This window comes from Pirellulaceae bacterium, from assembly GCA_029243025.1.
In the GTDB taxonomy this organism is placed as follows: Bacteria; Planctomycetota; Planctomycetia; order Pirellulales; family Pirellulaceae.
Map to the genome: position 1 here is coordinate 926614 of JAQWSU010000045.1, position 19756 is coordinate 946369.

Sequence of the window (19756 nt, forward strand, 5' to 3'; positions counted from 1 at the left end):
GGTGATTGATCGCCATAGGAGAGCCGAAAGTCTTTCATTCGTGATATTCTCGAGGAAAAAATCTCAGGTCCGCCACGAAGTTCGCAGCAGTGGAAATCGAACAAGTTGCAAACGATTCTCACAAAGAGCTGGACACGCACATTGACAGGCCGCTCTCAGACAAACACATTGATAGGCGAATCTCCCGCACCCAAACGAAAGTTTGAAGTCATGCCGATCGACCCGATTTGCGGAATGGAAGTTAACGATTCGAGTCAACATCGAGCCGAGCATAAGGGTGAGACCTTTTATTTCTGCTCAGCTGGCTGTCAAGAGAAGTTCCTTGCTGCGCCCGATGAAGTGATTGAGGCAGCGACGGATTCGGCCGTCCAGTCATCCTTGCCTCTGGCGAGCTGTTGTGGCGGCGGTGCCCCCACTCAGCAACCACCCGCCGATGCGAAGCCAGGTACCTATTTTTGTCCGATGTGCGAGGGTGTGACGAGCGAACATCCAGCGGACTGCCCCAAGTGTGGAATGGCACTCGAGTCAACGACTCCGCTTGCGTCGGTCACCGTGTACACCTGCCCAATGCATCCGGAAATCGAACAAGACAAACCCGGAACGTGTCCCAAATGCGGCATGGAACTGGAAGCAAAAACGGTAACACCGGACTCAGAGGATGGCGGCGAATTGCAATCCATGACCCGACGGTTTTGGATTGCGGTGGGACTTGGTCTTCCCATCGTGCTACTCGCTATGTTGCCCATGGTCGGGGCCTCAATCGACCAGTGGGTTGGCGGTCCAGTCGTCTCACGTTGGATACAGTTATTGCTTTGCACGCCAGTCGTATTTTGGGCTGGTTGGCCGTTCTTCGCGAGAGCTTGGCGGTCATTTCAAACAATGAACCTGAACATGTTCACGCTGATCGCATTAGGAGTGGGAGCCGCTTACATTTACAGCGCCATCGCCTTGGTGTTTCCTGGCATGATCCCCGCTGAATTCAAAGAACATGGCCAAGTGGCCGTTTACTTTGAGGCTGCAGCAATGATCGTGGCACTCGTTTTATTGGGACAAGTCCTGGAACTGCGAGCGAGACGTCGCACGGGAGGCGCAATTCGTGCCTTGCTTGACCTCGCACCGCCCGAGGCCACGCGCATCCAAAACGGTATGGAACAAACGATCCCTTTGGACCAGGTCGCCGTTGGAGACCGTTTGAAAATTGTACCGGGTGACAAAATTCCCGTTGATGGCGAAATCATCGATGGGCAGAGTACCATTGACGAATCGATGGTCACGGGCGAACCTCTCGCTATCGAAAAAAAGAGCGGAGATTCGGTCACCGGTGGCACAGTCAATCAGACGGGATCATTTCAAATGGTGGCAAAACGTGTCGGCAACGACACCATGTTGTCACAAATCATCGAGATGGTGTCCTCGGCACAGCGCAGCCGGGCGCCAATTCAGCGGATTGCCGATCGAGTCGCTGGCTGGTTTGTCCCCATTGTAATTCTGGTGGCCGTAACCGCCTTTGTCGCTTGGGCGATTTGGTCGCCATGGGAGCCCAAATATGCTTACGCATTTGTCAACGCAGTGGCCGTCCTGATCATTGCTTGCCCCTGTGCGTTGGGGCTTGCAACGCCGATGTCCATCATGGTCGGTATCGGTCGTGGCGCCCAAGAAGGCGTCTTGATCAAAGAAGCCTCGGTCCTGGAAACACTTGAAACAATCAATACGCTGTTGGTCGATAAGACAGGTACTTTGACCGAAGGCAAGCCGCAAGTCACCCAAATCACTGTTTTGGGGAGCGACCCAGAAGATCTTGCTGCCCAGCAGCAACTTTTGCTGACAGTAGCGGCGGTGGAACAGAACAGCGAACATCCCCTTGGACAGGCCATCGTTGATCATGCACGATCGATAGCGGAGCAACTGCCGGAAGTGCAAAATTTCCAATCACACACCGGACAGGGCGTGACGGGTCTCGTCAATCAGCAGCGTGTGCTAATTGGAAACCCAAGCTTGATGACAAGCAATGAAATCCAAAATTTGTCGGAACTTCAGCCCGCTGCCGAATTACGGCAACAACAGGGCCAGGGTGTGGTACTCGTGGCAATCGAAAATAATTTGGCGGGCATGATTGTGGTAGCGGACCCTGTCAAGACAAGTTCAGCTGCCGCGATCAAAGAGTTGCATCAATTGGGAATTCAAGTCGTAATGCTAACCGGCGACAACGAAAAAACTGCAGAAGCGGTCGCCCAGCAGACCCACATCGACAAAGTCGTTGCCAATGTGGATCCAGCAGGCAAGCACCAACAAGTGGTCACGATGAAGCAATCGGGACAGATCGTCGCCATGGCAGGAGACGGTATTAACGACGCGCCCGCCCTCGCCGAAGCGAACGTAGGTATCGCCATGGGTACCGGGACCGATGTCGCAATTACGAGTGCCGATGTAACTTTGGTCAAAGGCGATTTGACAGGGATTATTCGCGCGATTCATCTGAGTCGAGTCACGATGCGAAACATTCGCCAAAACTTATTTTTCGCCCTGTTTTACAATGCGGTAGGCGTGCCCATCGCGGCGGGCATCTTGGTACCCCTATTTGGATCAAAGCTGTTGCTTAGCCCCATGTTGGCTGCGGCCGCCATGAGCTGTAGCTCTGTGTCCGTGATCGTCAACGCACTTCGTTTGCGTCACACAAATCTGTCACGCTGAGTGACAGCTGCATGGGAGATGGGTGAACCAATGTTGGCTTGATTTTGTAGGTTGAAGCGACTTCCGGCCGGCTTGTCCCGAATACCAAGACACAAAGCACGGACCTCACGTAGCATGCGCCGGCGAAGTCAGTAGAATACCGCTTTCAAACTTGCTTTTAATCTAAGAATGAGGACGAAGAATCATGAGCGACCGTATTGTGATGCGAACGGGTGAAAGCCTGGTTGGCGGAGGACCTCCGTTTACGGCAGCCGAACCCGAAGTCGTCATCGGAGAACTTGACGGACCTGTGGGTACAGCTATCGCAACACTAACCGGCGACCAATCTGCAGGACACTCCAAAGTCTTTGCCATCCTGAACACAGATATCCAGGTTCGACCGGTGACTTTGATGGTCAGTAAGGTCACGGTCAAGAGTACTGCCTACACGAATATTTTGATGGGAACCGTGCAAGCAGCCATTGCCAACGGCGTTCTCGACGCTGTGCGAGCCGGTGATATTCCGAAGGAAAAGGCAAATGACCTTGGCATCGTTTGCTCGGTCTGGCTCAACCCGGGAGCAGCTACGGACAAAGATCTCGATCACAAGGCCTTGTTTGAGATCCACCGTAAGGCAACGGCACAGGCGATTCACAAAGCGATGTGCAACGAACCTTCGATTGATTGGCTGTTGGAGCATCAGGAAGAAATCACGCACAAGTACTACCAAAAAGGTCTGGATGGGACCCTCTAGGCAGCCTTGGAGACGACCGAATGGCACGCGATGCGTCATTCGGTATCGGTAATCTTAACCGGAAATTTTATTTTCGAGAGCAAAACGAATCCGTTCTGCGGTACTGAAGAGATTAAGCTTTTCGAGGATTCTGGACCGACAAATGAAAACCGTGCTGGTGCTGACTTTCATTTCGGCAGCACACTCTTGCAGACTAATTTCCGTGCCAAGCAGACGCAGGACGTCAAATCCTCGCTGCGAGAGAGACTCGAACCCAAGACGTTCTCGCTTGGCAACGCATCCCTTGATACCACGGAATGCGTTGCCCTCCGACTTGCCATGAAGGGTCAAAAGATCGAAATCAACGTAACTGCTGTTCGCACCAATGTTGAAAATCCAAGACCATTTGACGTTGCTGTTTTGTCACGGAAACATCTTGATCAGCGCTCAAATCTGCTCGCAACTTATCAGCAAACATGTAGGCGGCAATCTCATTCGGATGCTCTAAACCTCGTACGGTTGGAAAGCGACGGGCGTGATTTTGCAAGCTTTCGAGATCACGAAACTTCGGTATTCCTTGGGGAGTGCAAACCACCGAAAATCGTCCGGATCCGTCATCTTCGACTTCGACGGCAATGCTGCGGAAATCTCGCCCCATCACAGGCACTTCCTCATCCCCTTTCAAAATCGTCAACGGCCAATAACAGGTCGCAGCGGGTACATCGGGTGCATCTGAGTCGCGAATTAGCCAAGTCGATCCACTCGCATCTGGATTTGTCATCAGGCGTTCTTCGATCCACGGATGAGGAACCACCTCCGCTTCCATCAGTCCAAAAGTTTCGCGATACAACTTGGCAAACTTGCGAGGATAAAGCCGTTGCAGAACGTGCAACTGTTCGTGCAGAAAAAGTGTGCCCACATCGAGTAACGCTTGTTCCGTTGAGCCCGAATTGCGTGCAGCAACAATCCGATCGACCGTTGACTGGCTAAAAATGATGCAAGGGCCACGAGTATGCGAGAAGTTACCACAGAGCCCCGATCGGACCTTGATAAATTTCCAGGGCTGTTGCCATAGCAGGGGAAACTTGATTTCCAGTCGTTCTTCTAATTCTTTCACCACCCAGGTGATACTTTCCTTTTCCCGCTCACTGAATGATCGAATTGCATCACGAAATCGATTTCTTGCCGTTTCACGATCCTCTTCGAGAGTGCCTGACTCGAGCGCTTCACCCGTCAAGGTGGCAATTTCGCGACGATGCAAGCGTCCAAAGTACGACTCGTAGGATTCATCCAAGACCGCCTGCTTGGCACGATCTCCTTCGAGAAAATCAATCCGTGGCTGCACCAGCGGATTTTCACGTATGATTTTAATCTGGTATTCCGTCAATCCTCTGGGCCCCAAGCGTTCCAAAAAAGGTCCATCCCCCATCAAGTTGGGAACGTCATTGGGAACCTTGTCGTCATCCACCGCGTGTTGCAAACCGAGATTGTGCCCTGATTCATGAGCAACCACAAAAGCATCTTCTCCTAGCTCCCTTTCTTTCTCGGTCAGCGCGATAAAAACGATCGACCCCGGCGTCTGAGCACGTCCAAGTGGACCTGATTTTCCATCAACCTTATTGACGAACAGCATGTTAATCTGCTCTCCAACTCGCTTGAGCACACCCGACTTTTCGGTGCGCTCAACAATTTGATCGAGATTAATCTCACCATTACGGGCCTCCTCACTGTCGTAATAACGAGGCTCCAGAAAATGGAAGGTCAAATCGGCTGACCGATAGACTTGATCGATGAGTGCATCCGCAATCCGAAAATGTGCAGGAGCGGTTCCGTCATCACCGCGGACAACAATCGGTTGTATGAGAACGCAATCAGTAACTTCATCCGCAACGCCACCGAGAGCCTGACACAGTAGGATTATCACAGCAGTCAATCGACTGAGATTTGAAATTTTCCGGACACGTGACATCATGATTGGAGCTCGCGTGATGTGCAAAATCTTTCCTGAACCATAAGATCGAAAAGAACTGCATAACAAGGTTGAGAAGGATAAGTGTGAGCGGCAAAGCACGGTCAAACCAGGCAATTTCATATTACCGTTAAACAGACGACAACAACAACTCCGACAGCGGACCGACTTGGCTATCTTTGCTTAAATTTAGATCTCGATTCCCAAATTCATCCTGGGCTTGTCCGACGGCGTGCATCAATGAAAGATAAAGGCTGGCGATCGTTCGGTGACCTGACTGCCCATATTCAGGAAATTGCAAATAGCGGCCACCGCGGGGCACCTGCAATTTCCCACGTAGACCGCCGACCAGCACAAACGGCCACTCGATACAGCTACCGTGATGTTTCTCCGCCGCATCACTGAAATAGACAATCAGTGTGTTATCGAGCATTGAGCCATCCGCCTCGGGAACAGCCGCCAATTTGCCTGCAACTCGAGCAATCTGGTCGACATGAAATTTTCGAATCCGATTGCGAGCATCCACCGGCGTCATGCCATCGACAGATTCAGCATGCCCGATGCCATGGACGTGCTTCGAAATGCCCAATCCCCGGTAAGTCACATCTAGTGTATCAGCCCGTACCGTCACCACATTCGAAAGTCCTGAGATCAAAGTCGCGGCAGCGATATCGAAATGTGCTTCGATGCGATCGGTTTCGATATCCGAGACATACTTGTCAGTCACCGTTGGGGCATGCTTACGAATTGTCGCCTCCAGTCCTTTTAACTCCCGACGACGATCCCGCAAACCTTCGAAGGCAGCCAAGTAGTGATCAAGTTTTTCCTGATCAGCACTCCCAATATCGCGTTGCAAGCGACGAACATCTCCGACCATGTGATCAAGTAACATCGTCTTGAGCTTTTGTTTGGCCTGTGCTTGTTTGCCTCGCACAGCAATCCCAAAAAGATTCTGATAAGCCATCGAGGGGCTGGCCTGATAGGGCAGGGGGCGATCCGTGTCGATTGCTGAAATCCCCGGATAGACGACAGAATCCTTGATCCCCGAAAGAACTTTGCCGCCTAATGTCAATCCAACGTGTGGAAAGATCGCTGGCAACGCTTTCGCCAACCGACCATCAACCGTCGGATAGACGGGGCGGCCAGGGCTTCCCTCATCTCCCGTCAAATAACAGCCCATCGCTCCGTACCAGGCGGAATGACCTCCACGGCACATTTTGCCCGACAATCCCTGCAGAATTGTCAGATGATCTTTTAAGGGCTCCAACGAACTTAACGATGGGGAAAGTCGTTTGTCCTGCAGGGAAAGATCAATCAGCGAGTCGGAAGGCCGCAACCTATCTGGCCAACCTTGCTCTTCGCCTTTCGTGACCTTCGCAACACGCCATTCCTGCGGAACAAGTTCGGCGGGCGTCAACCCACTCGACTTCACCACAAACAGAAATCTTGGTGGGCGTTTCGCCTCCGCTGCAAAGAGTGTCTGATCCAGAAATGGCCAGAGCAGTGGAGACAAACTAGCTCGCATCAAAACATCTCTTCGCGATAGATTCATAGTTGATCACGATTTCGAAAAAAGGCACGGTTTCCAGGTCAGATCGGACGAGTGATTACTTTCGGTAGATAAAGGAATCAGACGACAGGAGCGATGCGATCAGTGACTTCATGCTGCCACCATTTTCTGCATACGCCTTTTCGGCGGCGATCAGCGTTGGGGAATCAGCAAATGTCTCGTTCCGCCCCATCCAGAAGCGAAACGCATGTCGGACAAATGATTGTTGCACACGTCGGGAACTGGCAAGACGCTCAACAAGCTCCAGCGCCGATTCCACCGGACCGTCAATTTCGGCATCACCACTGGCAATCAGCTCACCGGTTTGATCCGCCGCAGCAAACTTCGCCTGCTGATGACGGTCTGTGAAAATCGTCAACATTTCGCCCAACATTTCCTGGTCGCGATGACGGCCAAAATCATCGAATCCTTCGAAGGCAAGTCCCAACGGATTCATCTTTTGATGGCATTTCCAACAGGAATCTGCTCGTGTCACCTCCAGTCGATCGCGCAAGGTACGGTGATGATCCTCGGGCACGACCGCATTTACCGTAATCGGCACATCGGGAATGGTATCTGCCAGCAAATGCTCACGAATCCACTTACCTCGACGAATGGGGTCATTATCAAAATTTCCTGACCACGCAATTAACCACGCCGGATGCATCAAAATGCCTGCCCGCTGACGTTTCGGCAGCGGAAACGGTTGTTGCGTTGGATAGTCCCATTTTAGAGGGTCTAAATTATAGAACTGCACGTAGTTTCTAACGGACGCACTTTCAATCGGGATTGGATGCCTACCAGCCTGCTCAGCGCGACGGACATAGGCTGAATTGAATTCGAAACCTTGATCATTCACATTTGTCTTAATGTAGTGGAGATCCTCGGCGATTTTTTCCAACGACCCCAGATAGGCAACAAAATATTTGTTGGAAGTTAGCAATTCTCGCAAGACATCCTGATCCTGATCAAAGATATGCATCACAAATTGATCGGCGTCATTGACGAGTCGCTCGGTATGGAATTGGTCATCATTACCAATTCGCTTTGCGTCTTTAAATACTTTTGGGGCATGGTGATAACCAAAGAACTCTCGAAAGAATCTCAATACGCGTTTATTGCCGATGCGATGATCGTCTCGAAACATACGATAATCAGCGACCGCCATCGTCTTGGCATTCAAGAAAGCCAAGACCACGCGTTCAACGTCATCGGACGTTGACAATTTCCCTGCCTCGGCCAACTCGAGTAGGTTAGGGGAATGATCTGGATCCTGACCAGCACGATCGGCGACGTCGGGAATCCGAACTTGATCGGGTCCGTCATCCGTAAGCGCATAGGCGATGGCGAAGGCAAGTTCGTACGGTGACAGCTTTCGTCGGCCATCCGCCTCGCGATCTCCGAAGCCGATCTCAAGACGATAGATCGCTTCGGGCTGGAGCATCATTGCCATCAGTGTCGTCTGCAGCGCTTCCACGTTGCCTGCAATGGCTGCCGATCTGCGAAACAGATCAACGTATTCCGTTTGCTCCTGCTTCGTGGGGGAGCGGCCCAACAGTTGATTGAACTCGTATTGAACGGCTGCTTGGATTTGCTCGACAGCAACGGGATCCGATGCGTCGACAATTGACTGAAACTCCACCGGTGTGCGCCGTTCAATGTGAAGCTCACCCTGCTCTCGCCGCTTGATACCCGTCGTCTGATACTTCGCTATCGTTTCACAATTCATCATCAGCAATTGCAACGTAGCCGCATCGGCAAACTGCTGTGCAGCAAAGTCTGCAATCGTCCCGCGTGTCTCGTCTAGCATAAACGGCTGATGAATCGCGGTGGCATGCCTGACACCAGGCCCAAGTTTTTCAACAACTTGGTCGTAAGCTTGCGGCCCCAGGCGCCAAAGTCGCGCGGCGGAATAGGCCGGACTGGTTTCAGAACCATCGAACAATCGCTCGTGATCCAGACGATTCCCGTAGGTAGGTGACCTGCGTTTAAAACCAATCGTGGACCGCTGGCCCACCCGTGCCAATTGCTCGACAATGTATCGGGAGAGTTCACGTTGATCCGCCCGAGCAGGACGAGGCTCATTTCGAGGGGGCATCGCTCCCAGTTCAATTTGTTCCAGAACCCGTTGCCACAACTGGACCGTTGCCGGTTTTTCAAAATCGCCGGAAGCGCGCGATAGGCTTAAACCGGCCTCAGGCGAGTCGCCATCATGGCAGCTGACACAGTGCGCATCCAGGAACGACTGGGCGACAAAAGCAGACTGCTGCGATCCACTCTCTTCCGCAGCCCAGCTCAAGGAACAGACGGACAGGATCGCTAAAAACACGCGATAAAACATAAAGACGAACTCATCAGGAGGAACTCAACCAGATCACTAGGGCAGAGACCTGCCTTGTTAGTTTACACGCAATGACGTGAAGAAAGCAGCCAGTTTCTGGAATCGAATCCGTCGAAGACCGAACAACCATGCCAACATTGGATACCGCGTGGTCAATTTGGCTTCCCGCTTCAGCTCGATCCACTTTATCACGAAATTGCCAGACCGCAGGGAGATCGGTAATGTGATTTCGAGATCGATCGACTCGGTCTTTTACGATCGCGGGCCAGACCAAAAATCACGGCTGAAAACAACTTGGATCATCCGGCTCTTTTCCCCACCAATGCCAATCTGCGAAGGCGAGAATGGCATTCCAGTCGGCGGCCAACAGGTCATGGTCACCGTCACGAAAATGCAAACCATTTTTTGCTTCAGCGCCTAACAGTCGAAAGGCCTCAGCAGCCGCTCGACTCGTCATTCGGGTCCCTCTCGGATTGGCCCAATAATCATTCCGAGCTTCGGTACAAATCAGCGCTCGCGGTGCCACAAGTGCCTTCAGAAAATGCTGATCAAACGGCAACCGATTTTCCTGCCCAACAAACCAGCGCAATCTGGGGTGAAACCAATACGCGAATCGATTTGGATCCGTAATCTGTTCGAGGGTCTCACACCCCTTACCTTGAACCCAAAAACTTCCAGCGCCGCCTGCGCCTGATCCATTGGCAGCCACGAGAGTGAAACGTGGATCCAAAGCCCCCGCCAACAAGGCAGCCTTTCCACCACGAGAATGGCCAACGATTCCGATTCGCCGCTCATCGACATCATCACGCGACTCTAAATAATCAACAACCCGCATACCTGCCCAAGCCCACACGGCGATCGTGGCCCAGTCATATTTGGGATAGGCCTGCTGGGCAGCTCCCACTACATCCGGCTGATCCGGATCCAAATCATCTCTTGCATATTCAACATATAAGCAGCCGTGCCGCATTAAACGTGGAACTTCCTCTAAATGGCCTAAGGCGGCTTCTTCTCGAATCAACACTGGCAATCGCCCGGATCGCTGCGGTACGTAGACAGCGATCCGCATTCGTAGCTGATGCTTTGAACCAATAACCAATGTCATCAGCTCTTCGCTCGCTTCCACCTGCTCCAGCTGACGTTTCTTCAAGCGCTCAACGGTAATGCTGTCAGGACGAGGTGGCATCTGACCATATTGATAATGCTGCACAATCGCCGCAAGCTGAGCCCTCCGCTGCTCCCAGTTCTCAGCCGTGATCTTCCGATGATCCTCTGGAAATTTAAACAAATCGGGTAATTCTAAGCGTACGGGTAATTCATCAAGCGACTTTGGAGGCACCCAGTCGTCAGCTCGTAAATCAACCGCCAGCAAACGCAGTACGCTGGCGGCCAGACCAATTTGCAGCAAGGTTTTCGTCGAGATCATCATTCAGCTCGTGCAGGGAAAGAATACGACAGAACGGATCCTACCGGTCGATCCGCCGATCGCCTCTCAGTATGACAGCCGGCATAGACGTAAGAGCCCCCGACAGAGGAATCTAGACTCAGGATACCCAAATGAGCTTCGCTGACCCAAAATAGGACCCCAGACGCGGGAAATGAAGATCCGCTCGTACATCCTGCGAGAAAACTACAGATTGCAAGCTCCTGCGCCGATCTTTTCCGTGAGAAATTCAGCGAGCGACCGCGACTGAGAATGCCTAAACGCGACAATCATGGTACGGTATTCAGTCTGATTGGTTTCTCAATCTCCCCCATGAATAATTGATGATGCAAAGGCAGAACGATGAATAAGCATTCTCACGATACGCCTCACGGCCACCATAAGCAAGAAAAGCACACCAAGAAAGGAAAACACACAGAAGCGAAGTCCAAGAAGCGTGAACCGCACAAGGATTGGCGACTGTGGATCGTGGTGGGCATAATGCTGGTCGCAATGGCAGGATACGTGGTGACAATGGATGAATCACTTGCCCCGGGTGGGAATGGAGAAGAGGTACCGGCCGCCGCCGAATAAGAGGATTGGCGGCGCCCCATGGCGAGCATTTCCCGACCGACTCGACGGAGATTTCCCGAACGTATCAACCCAGAGCGCGTTACGGCTGACTCGTGCCGCCGGACGCACCAGCTTTCGCGGCTCCTTCGTGAATCACATGGCCAACTTCTTCGCCGAGTTCTTCCGCTTTCTCAGCGACTTGTTGGGCATCTTCTTTGACTTTTTCTTTATCAATATGCATTTCGACATTGGTATTTCCCTGCTGGTCTTCACCGGAAACGGTAAACCAGCCGCGCCCGTAGCCGACTGCAAAGATGACCAAGCCAATTACAACGACAGTTCCAAGCAACTTACGCATCGATGGACTCCAAACTAAACGAATCATCTTAAACGGGAACAAAGTGGTCAGCTTTTCGTTGTTAATTGCACCTGATCGAGATGCAGAAAAGACGGCCAGCCTGATTGACGATGCGATAAGCCTAACCGGAATCCGGACTGTGAACCACATCGATGTAACCTCGGGGCCGACCCGCAGGTCAATCCGCCGTTTTTCACGGTACAATGGGGGGTATATCCCCACTGTTTGAGGAGCTTTCTCGATGACCAGCCAACGAGTCCGATTTGCCTTGGCAAGCCTGTTGATCTTGCTGCCTATCAAGGGTGCCTTCGCCCAGAAGCACGTGATGTTCGATACACTTCAAAGCCGTGACGCGGAACTTTGGGACACTGCCTTGCAGATCTGGGAGTGGGCCGAACCGGGTTATCAGGAAACACAATCCGCCAAACTTCTCGCTTCCCTGTTAGAATCCGCCGGATTTCGTATCGATCAGGGTGTCGCCCAGATTCCGACGGCATTCACGGCCGAATTCGGCAAGGGTCAGCCGATCATTGGCATCTTGGGCGAATTCGACGCCTTACCCGGATTGTCACAAGTCGCCGAACCCCAGCGTAAGCCGCGTCAAGGAGCCAGCTACGGTCACGGTTGCGGACATCACCTCTTCGGTGTGGCCTCCGCTGCGGCCGCCATCGCCGTTGCCGACCGCATCCAGGCAGGTGATTTAAAGGGGACGGTTCGCTTCTATGGCTGCCCGGCCGAGGAGGGAGGCGGTGCCAAGGTTTTCATGGTCCAGCAGGGACTGTTCGACGATTGCAATGCGGTCCTCCATTGGCACCCCAGCAGCAAGAACACGGCCGGTGATCGCAGTTCGCTAGCCCGCATTGCCGTCAAGTTCCGCTTTCGAGGCAAGAGTGCTCATGCGGCCGGCGCCCCGGATCAAGGGCGATCGGCCTTGGATGCGGTCGAATTAACGAATCATGCGGCCCAGCTCCTGCGAGAACACACACCCGATTTGTCTCGCATCCACCACGTGATTACCGCCGGCGGATCGGCTCCCAATGTGGTCCCTGATTTTTCGGAGGTCTACTACTACGTAAGACATCCTCGAGCAGAAGTCGTCGGTCCTTTATATGAGCGTCTCGAGTTGTGCGCAAAAGCCGGTGCACTCGCCACAGAGACAGAATTGGAAATCGATCACCAGGGCGGCATTCGCGAGATCCTGCCAAACAATGCGTTGACTCGGATCAGCATGGCAAATCTGAGAAAGCTGAATGATTTAGCGTATAACGAAGAAGACGAGAAATTCGCAGTTCGTCTGCAACAGTCACTCAGCCAACAGCCAGCTCTGGAAGAGATCCAAGATGTTGTCGACCAAAGCGGCACGGTCGGCATGGGATCAACCGATGTTGGCGATGTTTCCTGGGTCGTACCCACCACGGGATTTACAACGGCCTGTTGGGTGCCAGGCACTCCGGCGCATTCCTGGCAAGCCGTCGCGTGTGGGGCAACGCCCATCGCCCGAAAAGGAATGAACCTGGCAGCTCGTGTTTTGGCGGCAACTGCCTGGGATCTGTTCCTACAACCCGAGGTTCTCGCGGCTGCCAAAGAAGAACACCGATCACGCGTCGGCAACCAGAAATACCAATCCCTCATGCGACCGGGTCAAAAGCCGCCGCTCACTTATCGCGATCCTCCGCAACCCTAACGAGCTTAAGACTGAGTCCCTCAGGACATGCTCAGAACAGAACGGACGAACCTCGTGAGCGAAACGGTTGACGATCCAGATGACGGCAGCACGCGCCGACGTTGTTACGTCTGTTTTCGTCCAGAGAATCTCTGTTTTTGCGATGCCATTCCGCGAATCAACAACCGCACATCCATCTTGATTCTGCAACATGCTCGTGAAAGATTCCACCCGTTCAACACAGCTCGAATCGTCAAACAGGCACTCGCAAATTCTCAATTACTAGTGGATCGAACAGAGAACCTCGCCACCGCTCAACTCCCGTTTCTTGACCAAGCTGGTCTCTTGTACCCCGGTCGTGATGCACCGGTGTTATCCGATGTGGCCGTGTCAGAACGGCCTCGCCAACTAGTAATCATCGATGGCACTTGGCATCAGGCCAAAACATTAGTTCGAGACATTCCACGATTATCAGAATTACCCTGTTATCGGTTGGCTCCCGACTCGCCGGGTCGTTATCGCATTCGACGCGAACCGAATGCAACGTCGCTTTCGACTCTCGAAGCCACGGTGGCGGCGCTCAAAGTCTTAGAACCCGAGACGCAGGGTCTCGACCAACTTGTGTCCGCTTTCAATACGATGATCGAACAGCAACTGGCCGTACCAAAAGTAGCGACGAGTTGGCGAGTGAATCAACACCGGCGGCGCAATCATGTCAATATCCCTCGGGCAATCTCGCACAGCTTGGACCACGTAGTCGTTGCGTACGGGGAATCATCGGCCGGACAACCAGGGCAAGCTCGCAGACCACGGCCGCCTGTTTATTGGGTCGCCGAAAGAATAGGATCCGGTGAGCGCTTTGAGGCGGCGATTCAATCCGACAAGAGTAACAGCGACCCGTTTCTCACTCATCTTAAGTTGACGGCCGAGCAGTTCAAATCCGCGGTAACCGCCGAAGAATTCCGCAGCCACTGGGAGAATTTCTTGCAACCCGAAGATACGCTGGCCGTTTACCACCAAAGCAGCGTACAATTACTCAAAAATATCGGTGGCAAGGTTGTCAGATGCCACGTTTTGAAATCGGTCGATTTCACCAACCATCGCGGCACGTTGGAAGAAATCATACATGCAGAAGGAATTGTAAGTGGCCCAATCCATCATGCCGGACGCGCCGGCGAGCGACTCGCCAAGGCTGTCGCATTGGTCCGCCACCTTCGCGAAATGGCCCAAGCAGATTGTGGCCTGCCTGACAACTAAAAATCATTTTATCGAGGGGCCAACACCCTTTGCACTTATCGGATTTTCAAATTAGCATGCGAACCTTTTCCCAATCCGCCACGCCGGCTGGCGGAAAACAATCATGATCGCAATCAATCGCCCCAACTCCGACAGCAATCAAGATCGACCGAGCCTCGAACCAGGGCAACTTATCCGCCATCGCCGATACGGATACCGAGGCGTCATCGTCGATTTCGACGAATCTTGCCAAGCCGACCAAACTTGGTATCACAAGAACCAAACGCAACCAAATCGGAATCAACGCTGGTACCATATCTTGGTCGACGGCACTGCAACTTGCACCTACGCCGCCGCCGAAAATCTGACCGTTGACTCGAGCCAGTTCCCGATCGATCACCCACTTTTACAACACTTTTTCTGCGGATTTGAAGACGGACGTTACATCCGAAATGAGGTCTCCTGGCCTCAATAGGAGTCTCCCATCAGGCAACGTCTCTTCTTGGAGATTGACCGCCCGATTGGGGACCGCCACAATCGACTGTTCGTTTACTTTTGTTCAAACCCCCAACTGGTTGATTCGTATGATGTTCAATCTTGATCTCGCTTCGACTCGATTCCTATGGGCGACCTTATTGACACTGTCATCCGCCAGCGGGTTGTCCGCCGACGATTTCTCACTCGAAACCCAACAAATCACTCAAGGCCCCGACCACCACTTCTTTGGCTACATTGGCCAAAGCTTGACAACACCCTGGAACGCGAGCGGACGTTACATTCTTTCTTTGCGCACCTCTTTTCATAATCGCATGCCTCATCCGGGTGAAGCGGCAGATGTCGTTCTCATCGATACACAGAATGCCTACCGTGTGAGCCCTATCGAAAAGTCACGTGCCTGGAATTTCCAGCAAGGCACGATGTTCTATTGGCATCCTAAACATCCAGAAACGCAGTTTTTCTTCAACGATCGAGATCCCAACTCCAACACAGTGTTTACCGTGCTCTACGACATTGAACAGCAACGTCGCATCCGCGAATATCGCTTTGAAGACATTTCGGTCGCCAATGGAGGCGTCTCACCGACCGGCGATTTCTTCCTGGCAATCAACTATGGAAGAATGGCCAAGTTACGCCCCGTGACAGGCTATCCGGGAGCCGCTGATCATACGAATAATCTGCCTGCACCCGACAATGACGGCATCTTTCGAGTGGACATCGAGACCGGTAAACAACGTCTGATTGTTTCCTTTGAACAACTGCACAATCTGCTGCAAGATCAAGCTCTTGATGTCAACGATGCCCACTTCTACATCAACCATTCATTGGCCAACCGCACAGGGGAACTGGTCTACTTTTACGCGCGGGCACGGCGGGGCGACTCAACAATGGCCATCAATGTGCCCTGTTCTATCCGCACCGACGGAACCGAACTACGTGCTCACGAATACATTGGCGGACATCCTGAATGGGATCAAGGCACAGTCGTGATCGGATCCAAAGGGAAAAAACAGGTTCGGTACGATGTTCACTCCAGCAAAATCATCGGCCAAATCGCAACACCCCAGATCATCCCGGGCCCTGGGGGCGATGTGTCGCTGTCCGCCGACGGCAACTGGTTCGTTTGCGGATATTCGACAAAGGATCGTCAACAAAATAAATATGTCGTTTACCGTCGATCTGACGGAGCGTTTGCGGCCTCAGAGCCTTTTTCACGCGGCCCCTACCAACGGGGTGAATTGCGCATCGATCCCGCACCACGTTGGAACCGGGACCAATCTAAAATTTTGATTCCAGCTTTCACGCCTGACGGCACGCGGCAATTACAGCTACTTAAGATCAACTAATCAAACACCGATCAACCCAACTCACGCCTAACCAGCCCGACCGGCAACACCTCTAACCGAGGCATTTCGTCAGCTAATCGATGCTCACTGAATCGGCCGGGTTCCAAAGAACTCGCAATGCCTGGGGAATCACCTCTGCGTCAAATGGAGACACACCCTCGACTTCCCCATCCAGATTAAGCGGACTTGCGGCGGCCTCAATCCGCAGCTTGCACACTTGTCGAGATTCAACGAAGGGTAGCTGGAGATGCGAGCCATCAAACACGCGTTGAAAAAACTTTATCATTTGGCTTCGCGTGGCCTTACGAAGAATGACAACATCGACTCGACCATCATCAATCTGGGCATTTGGAGCCATCAACATCTGCTTGCCAGTCGTCTTGGTCACACAAGCAATCACGAATTGAAAATCACCCTCGATCACCTCGTTATCGAGGGTAATTTTCGCGTACCTCGGCCGAGGCCAAGCGATCTCTAACAGGGCCGCAACCGCGTAACGACGCCCTCCCAGCATCCGCAACTTTTCAGCCTTCTGATTGATCGTAGCGATCGCACCCCAGCCAACGATATTCACGCAATAGGTCGTCCGATCGGTTGATTTCACTTCAACCACATCGAGCCAACGAGATTGTGCTGTCAGGATTGCTTTTCCCGAACTGGCAACCGTTGAACAATTAAGATCTTGGTGCAATGTGTTTCCCGTCCCAGCAGGTACGAGACAGATGGGCAACTTCGGCCGTTGCTGTCGAAGCATCAAACCACCGACAACGTCATGCACCGTCCCATCTCCACCAATCACGCAAAGACAATCGTAATCATCCAAACTCAGGTCACGGCAAAGCTCGATCGCGTGTCCCGGATACTGTGTTGGCTGCGAATCGAGCGAAACACCGGCCTTAGATAGTAATTCGCCTAATTCATTCAACACCGATAGACCTTGGCGAGATCCACCTTGTGGATTGACGATTGCAACACATTTTTTGAGAGCCATGTCAACTCCTACCGCTGGGATCTTCACCGAGATGTTAAGTCAAAAAACCGACGGCGCGTAGAGCAATCACCGTGTCTCGCAAATCGTGTCTCGCAAATCGTATCTCGGAAATCGCGTCTCGAGATTAACGTTAGCCTATCGCGGTGACGCATCTCGATCTCACCAACCGGAACCTGTAGAAATGGCTCAAACTACCGTTCCGTTCAATTACTCGGCATCAATTTGCTTTCGCGAAAGGGCGATGCGCTTGCGATCGAGATCAACTTCCAGCACGCGAACTTGCACCACATCACCCACGGAAACGATATCACTCGGATCAGCAACGTAGGTATCGGCCAGTTGAGAAATGTGAATCAAACCGTCTTGGTGCACACCAATATCGACAAAGGCTCCAAATTTCGTCACGTTCGTCACAACACCCTCAAGCCTCATGTCGACCTGCAAGTCCTGCAGTTGGTCGATTCCTTCCGCAAAGCGGGCAACTTTAAACTCGCTGCGCGGGTCACGGCCCGGCTTGGCTAACTCGGAGAGAATGTCTTGGATTGTAGGAAGCCCACTCTTGTCGTCCACGAATTCATTCGCATTCAGCTTTTCAGAGAGCGTCACATTTCCGACGAGCTGCTGTGTATCAGCAGCTAATTTCGTCGCCATCGCTTTGACAATGTAATAACTTTCCGGATGCACGGCCGAGTTATCCAGCGGTTGGCGGCCGTTAAGAATCCTAAGAAAGCCAGCACATTGCTCGAATGCTTTCTTACCAAGCTTGGGCACTGACAGCAGTTCTTGCCGACTCTTAAATCGCCCATTCGCATCGCGATAGTCAACAATTTTCTGAGCCAATTTGGGACCGATTCCCGCTACATGAGCCAGCAACGGCGCACTGGCAAGATTCACATCCACGCCCACCGAATTGACACAAGACTCGACTTCTCGAACAAGAGACTTCTTCAGCAATGTCTGATTGACGTCATGTTGATACTGGCCCACACCAATCGACTTGGGGTCAATCTTCACCAATTCTGCCAATGGATCCTGCAGTCGATGAGCAATGCTGATCGCGCCTCGCACAGTCACGTCCAAATCAGGATATTCGCTGACCGCCAAATCACTAGCGGAATAAATCGATGCGCCCGATTCGCTCACCATGACTTTTGTCACGTCCTTCAAGCTCTCTTCACGCACCAGGGTTGAAACAAAAGTGTCCGTCTCTCTCGAGGCAGTACCATTCCCGATCGAAATCAATTTCACATCGTGCTCGGTAATCAGTTTGCACAAAGTTTTTTTTGCAGCTTCGGTGTCATTACGCGGTGGTGTCGGGTAGATCGTGGCGTGTGCTAAAAACTTTCCCGTACCATCGACAACAGCCACTTTACATCCGGTACGAAAGCCCGGATCAATTCCAACGGTAACCCGGGGCCCGGCTGGCGGTGCCAACAGCAACTCCCTCAGATTTTTCGCAAAGACAATGATCGCATCGCCGTCGGCATCTTCTTTCAATGATTGAACCACCGTCGATTCGGTGGCCGATAACAGCAGGCGTTCATAGCAATCCACTACGGTTTGTCGCAAAGCATCGCAAAACTCAAACTGGTGATTGTGTATCAGCTTTTGTTGCAACTTACGTGTGACATATTGATCATCCAGTTCGAGTGAAATACGCAACAACCCCTCGGCTTCACCTCGTTTCATGGCCAAAAACCGGTGCGATGGAATGCGATTGACCGATTCACGGTGATCGAAATACATTTCGAACTTACTGGCAGCTTCTTTTTTTCCTCGTTTAACATGCGACGCAATCTGACCATCGTTAGTCGCTTGTTCAACAAGCCATTGACGGGTCTCCGCATCTTCCGACCACACCTCCGCGACAATATCGCAGGCACCTCGCAAAGCCGCCTGAGTATCTGGCACGTCGAGTTCTGGACGAACAAACTCTTGCAACACGCTGCCAGTTGAACGATTCAGTTTTTCTTGGTTGAGCAACAGATCGGCCAGTGGTTGCAATCCCTGCTCTCGGGCGACGGTCGCTCGTGTGCGACGTTTAGGTTTGAATGGCAAATACAGCGATTCCAAAGTTTGCTTGTCATTGCATGATTCAATTTGCCTTTGCAATTCCGGCGTCAGAAGCTCCTGTTGGTCGATCGACTTGAGAATTGTTGCTTTTCGATCGGCCAATTCGCGTGCTCTCGACAAAGCGTCTTCCACACTTCGCAAGGCAATTTCGTCCAGCGTTCCAGTCGCTTCCTTTCGATATCGAGCAATAAATGGGATTGTGTTGCCCGAATCCAACAACTCAACGGTCGTGCGAACTGACTTCTCAGAAACACCAACTGCCTTTGCAATCTGCCGAACCACTTTATCCAAATCAAAACAATCAAACTTCTTCGTTACCATTTTGCTTTCCAT

General features: G+C 52.2%; 14 protein-coding genes. 7 read left to right on the plus strand and 7 right to left on the minus strand.

Annotated elements, in window-relative coordinates; all coding sequences use genetic code 11:
* Nucleotides 1–210: 210 nt before the first annotated feature.
* Together P8N76_22360 and fae are read left to right on the plus strand one after the other, a co-directional pair.
* The gene (locus tag P8N76_22360) at nucleotides 211–2691 is read left to right on the plus strand and encodes a heavy metal translocating P-type ATPase (protein MDG2384428.1); all 2481 of its coding nucleotides are present in this window, start codon (nucleotides 211–213) and stop codon (nucleotides 2689–2691) included.
* 184 nt (nucleotides 2692–2875) lie between these two features.
* Nucleotides 2876–3424, plus strand: coding sequence for a formaldehyde-activating enzyme (gene fae / locus P8N76_22365; protein ID MDG2384429.1), 549 nt, complete (start codon nucleotides 2876–2878; stop codon nucleotides 3422–3424).
* Nucleotides 3425–3764: 340 nt separating this feature from the next.
* Here the strand turns inward: fae and P8N76_22370 are convergent, their stop codons facing one another.
* The 4 genes from P8N76_22370 to P8N76_22385 all read right to left on the minus strand — a co-directional run bounded on the left by P8N76_22370 (nucleotide 3765) and on the right by P8N76_22385 (nucleotide 10691).
* Nucleotides 3765–5375 carry a hypothetical protein gene (locus P8N76_22370; protein MDG2384430.1) on the minus strand — a complete coding sequence of 537 codons (1611 nt, stop codon included), beginning with the start codon at nucleotides 5373–5375 and terminating at the stop codon, nucleotides 3765–3767.
* Between the two features lie 127 nt (nucleotides 5376–5502).
* Nucleotides 5503–6897: a DUF1552 domain-containing protein gene (locus tag P8N76_22375; GenBank protein ID MDG2384431.1), complete on the minus strand. Its 1395-nt coding sequence runs from the start codon at nucleotides 6895–6897 to the stop codon at nucleotides 5503–5505.
* A gap of 82 nt (nucleotides 6898–6979) precedes the next feature.
* Nucleotides 6980–9262 (minus strand): DUF1588 domain-containing protein, encoded by a 2283-nt coding sequence (locus P8N76_22380; protein MDG2384432.1) that lies wholly within the window; start codon nucleotides 9260–9262, stop codon nucleotides 6980–6982.
* 277 nt (nucleotides 9263–9539) lie between these two features.
* Nucleotides 9540–10691 carry an acetylxylan esterase gene (locus tag P8N76_22385; protein MDG2384433.1) on the minus strand — a complete coding sequence of 384 codons (1152 nt, stop codon included), beginning with the start codon at nucleotides 10689–10691 and terminating at the stop codon, nucleotides 9540–9542.
* A gap of 357 nt (nucleotides 10692–11048) precedes the next feature.
* Here P8N76_22385 and P8N76_22390 point away from each other — a divergent pair, with 357 nt between their 5' ends.
* Entirely contained in the window at nucleotides 11049–11279 is a 231-nt protein-coding gene (locus P8N76_22390) for a hypothetical protein (GenBank protein MDG2384434.1), read from the plus strand.
* Nucleotides 11280–11358: 79 nt separating this feature from the next.
* Here the strand turns inward: P8N76_22390 and P8N76_22395 are convergent, their stop codons facing one another.
* Nucleotides 11359–11616: a hypothetical protein gene (locus P8N76_22395; GenBank protein ID MDG2384435.1), complete on the minus strand. Its 258-nt coding sequence runs from the start codon at nucleotides 11614–11616 to the stop codon at nucleotides 11359–11361.
* A gap of 241 nt (nucleotides 11617–11857) precedes the next feature.
* On the opposite strand from P8N76_22395, the gene P8N76_22400 reads away from it, so the two are divergent.
* From P8N76_22400 to P8N76_22415, 4 genes are all read left to right on the plus strand, one after another.
* Nucleotides 11858–13300, plus strand: a complete 1443-nt coding sequence (locus P8N76_22400; GenBank protein MDG2384436.1) for an amidohydrolase — start codon at nucleotides 11858–11860, stop codon at nucleotides 13298–13300.
* A gap of 54 nt (nucleotides 13301–13354) precedes the next feature.
* Entirely contained in the window at nucleotides 13355–14536 is a 1182-nt protein-coding gene (locus P8N76_22405; GenBank protein MDG2384437.1) for a DTW domain-containing protein, read from the plus strand.
* Between the two features lie 103 nt (nucleotides 14537–14639).
* Nucleotides 14640–14990, plus strand: a complete 351-nt coding sequence (hspQ, locus tag P8N76_22410; protein MDG2384438.1) for a heat shock protein HspQ — start codon at nucleotides 14640–14642, stop codon at nucleotides 14988–14990.
* Nucleotides 14991–15099: 109 nt separating this feature from the next.
* Nucleotides 15100–16359, plus strand: coding sequence for a hypothetical protein (locus tag P8N76_22415; GenBank protein MDG2384439.1), 1260 nt, complete (start codon nucleotides 15100–15102; stop codon nucleotides 16357–16359).
* A gap of 73 nt (nucleotides 16360–16432) precedes the next feature.
* On the opposite strand, the gene P8N76_22420 is transcribed toward P8N76_22415, so the two are convergent.
* Together P8N76_22420 and P8N76_22425 are read right to left on the minus strand one after the other, a co-directional pair.
* On the minus strand, nucleotides 16433–17350 hold the full coding sequence (locus tag P8N76_22420) for a diacylglycerol kinase family lipid kinase (protein ID MDG2384440.1): 918 nt from the start codon (nucleotides 17348–17350) through the stop codon (nucleotides 16433–16435).
* A 207-nt stretch (nucleotides 17351–17557) separates the two neighbouring features.
* Complete coding sequence (locus P8N76_22425) at nucleotides 17558–19744, minus strand: Tex family protein (GenBank protein ID MDG2384441.1); 2187 nt, start codon at nucleotides 19742–19744, stop codon at nucleotides 17558–17560.
* Nucleotides 19745–19756 lie beyond the last annotated feature (12 nt).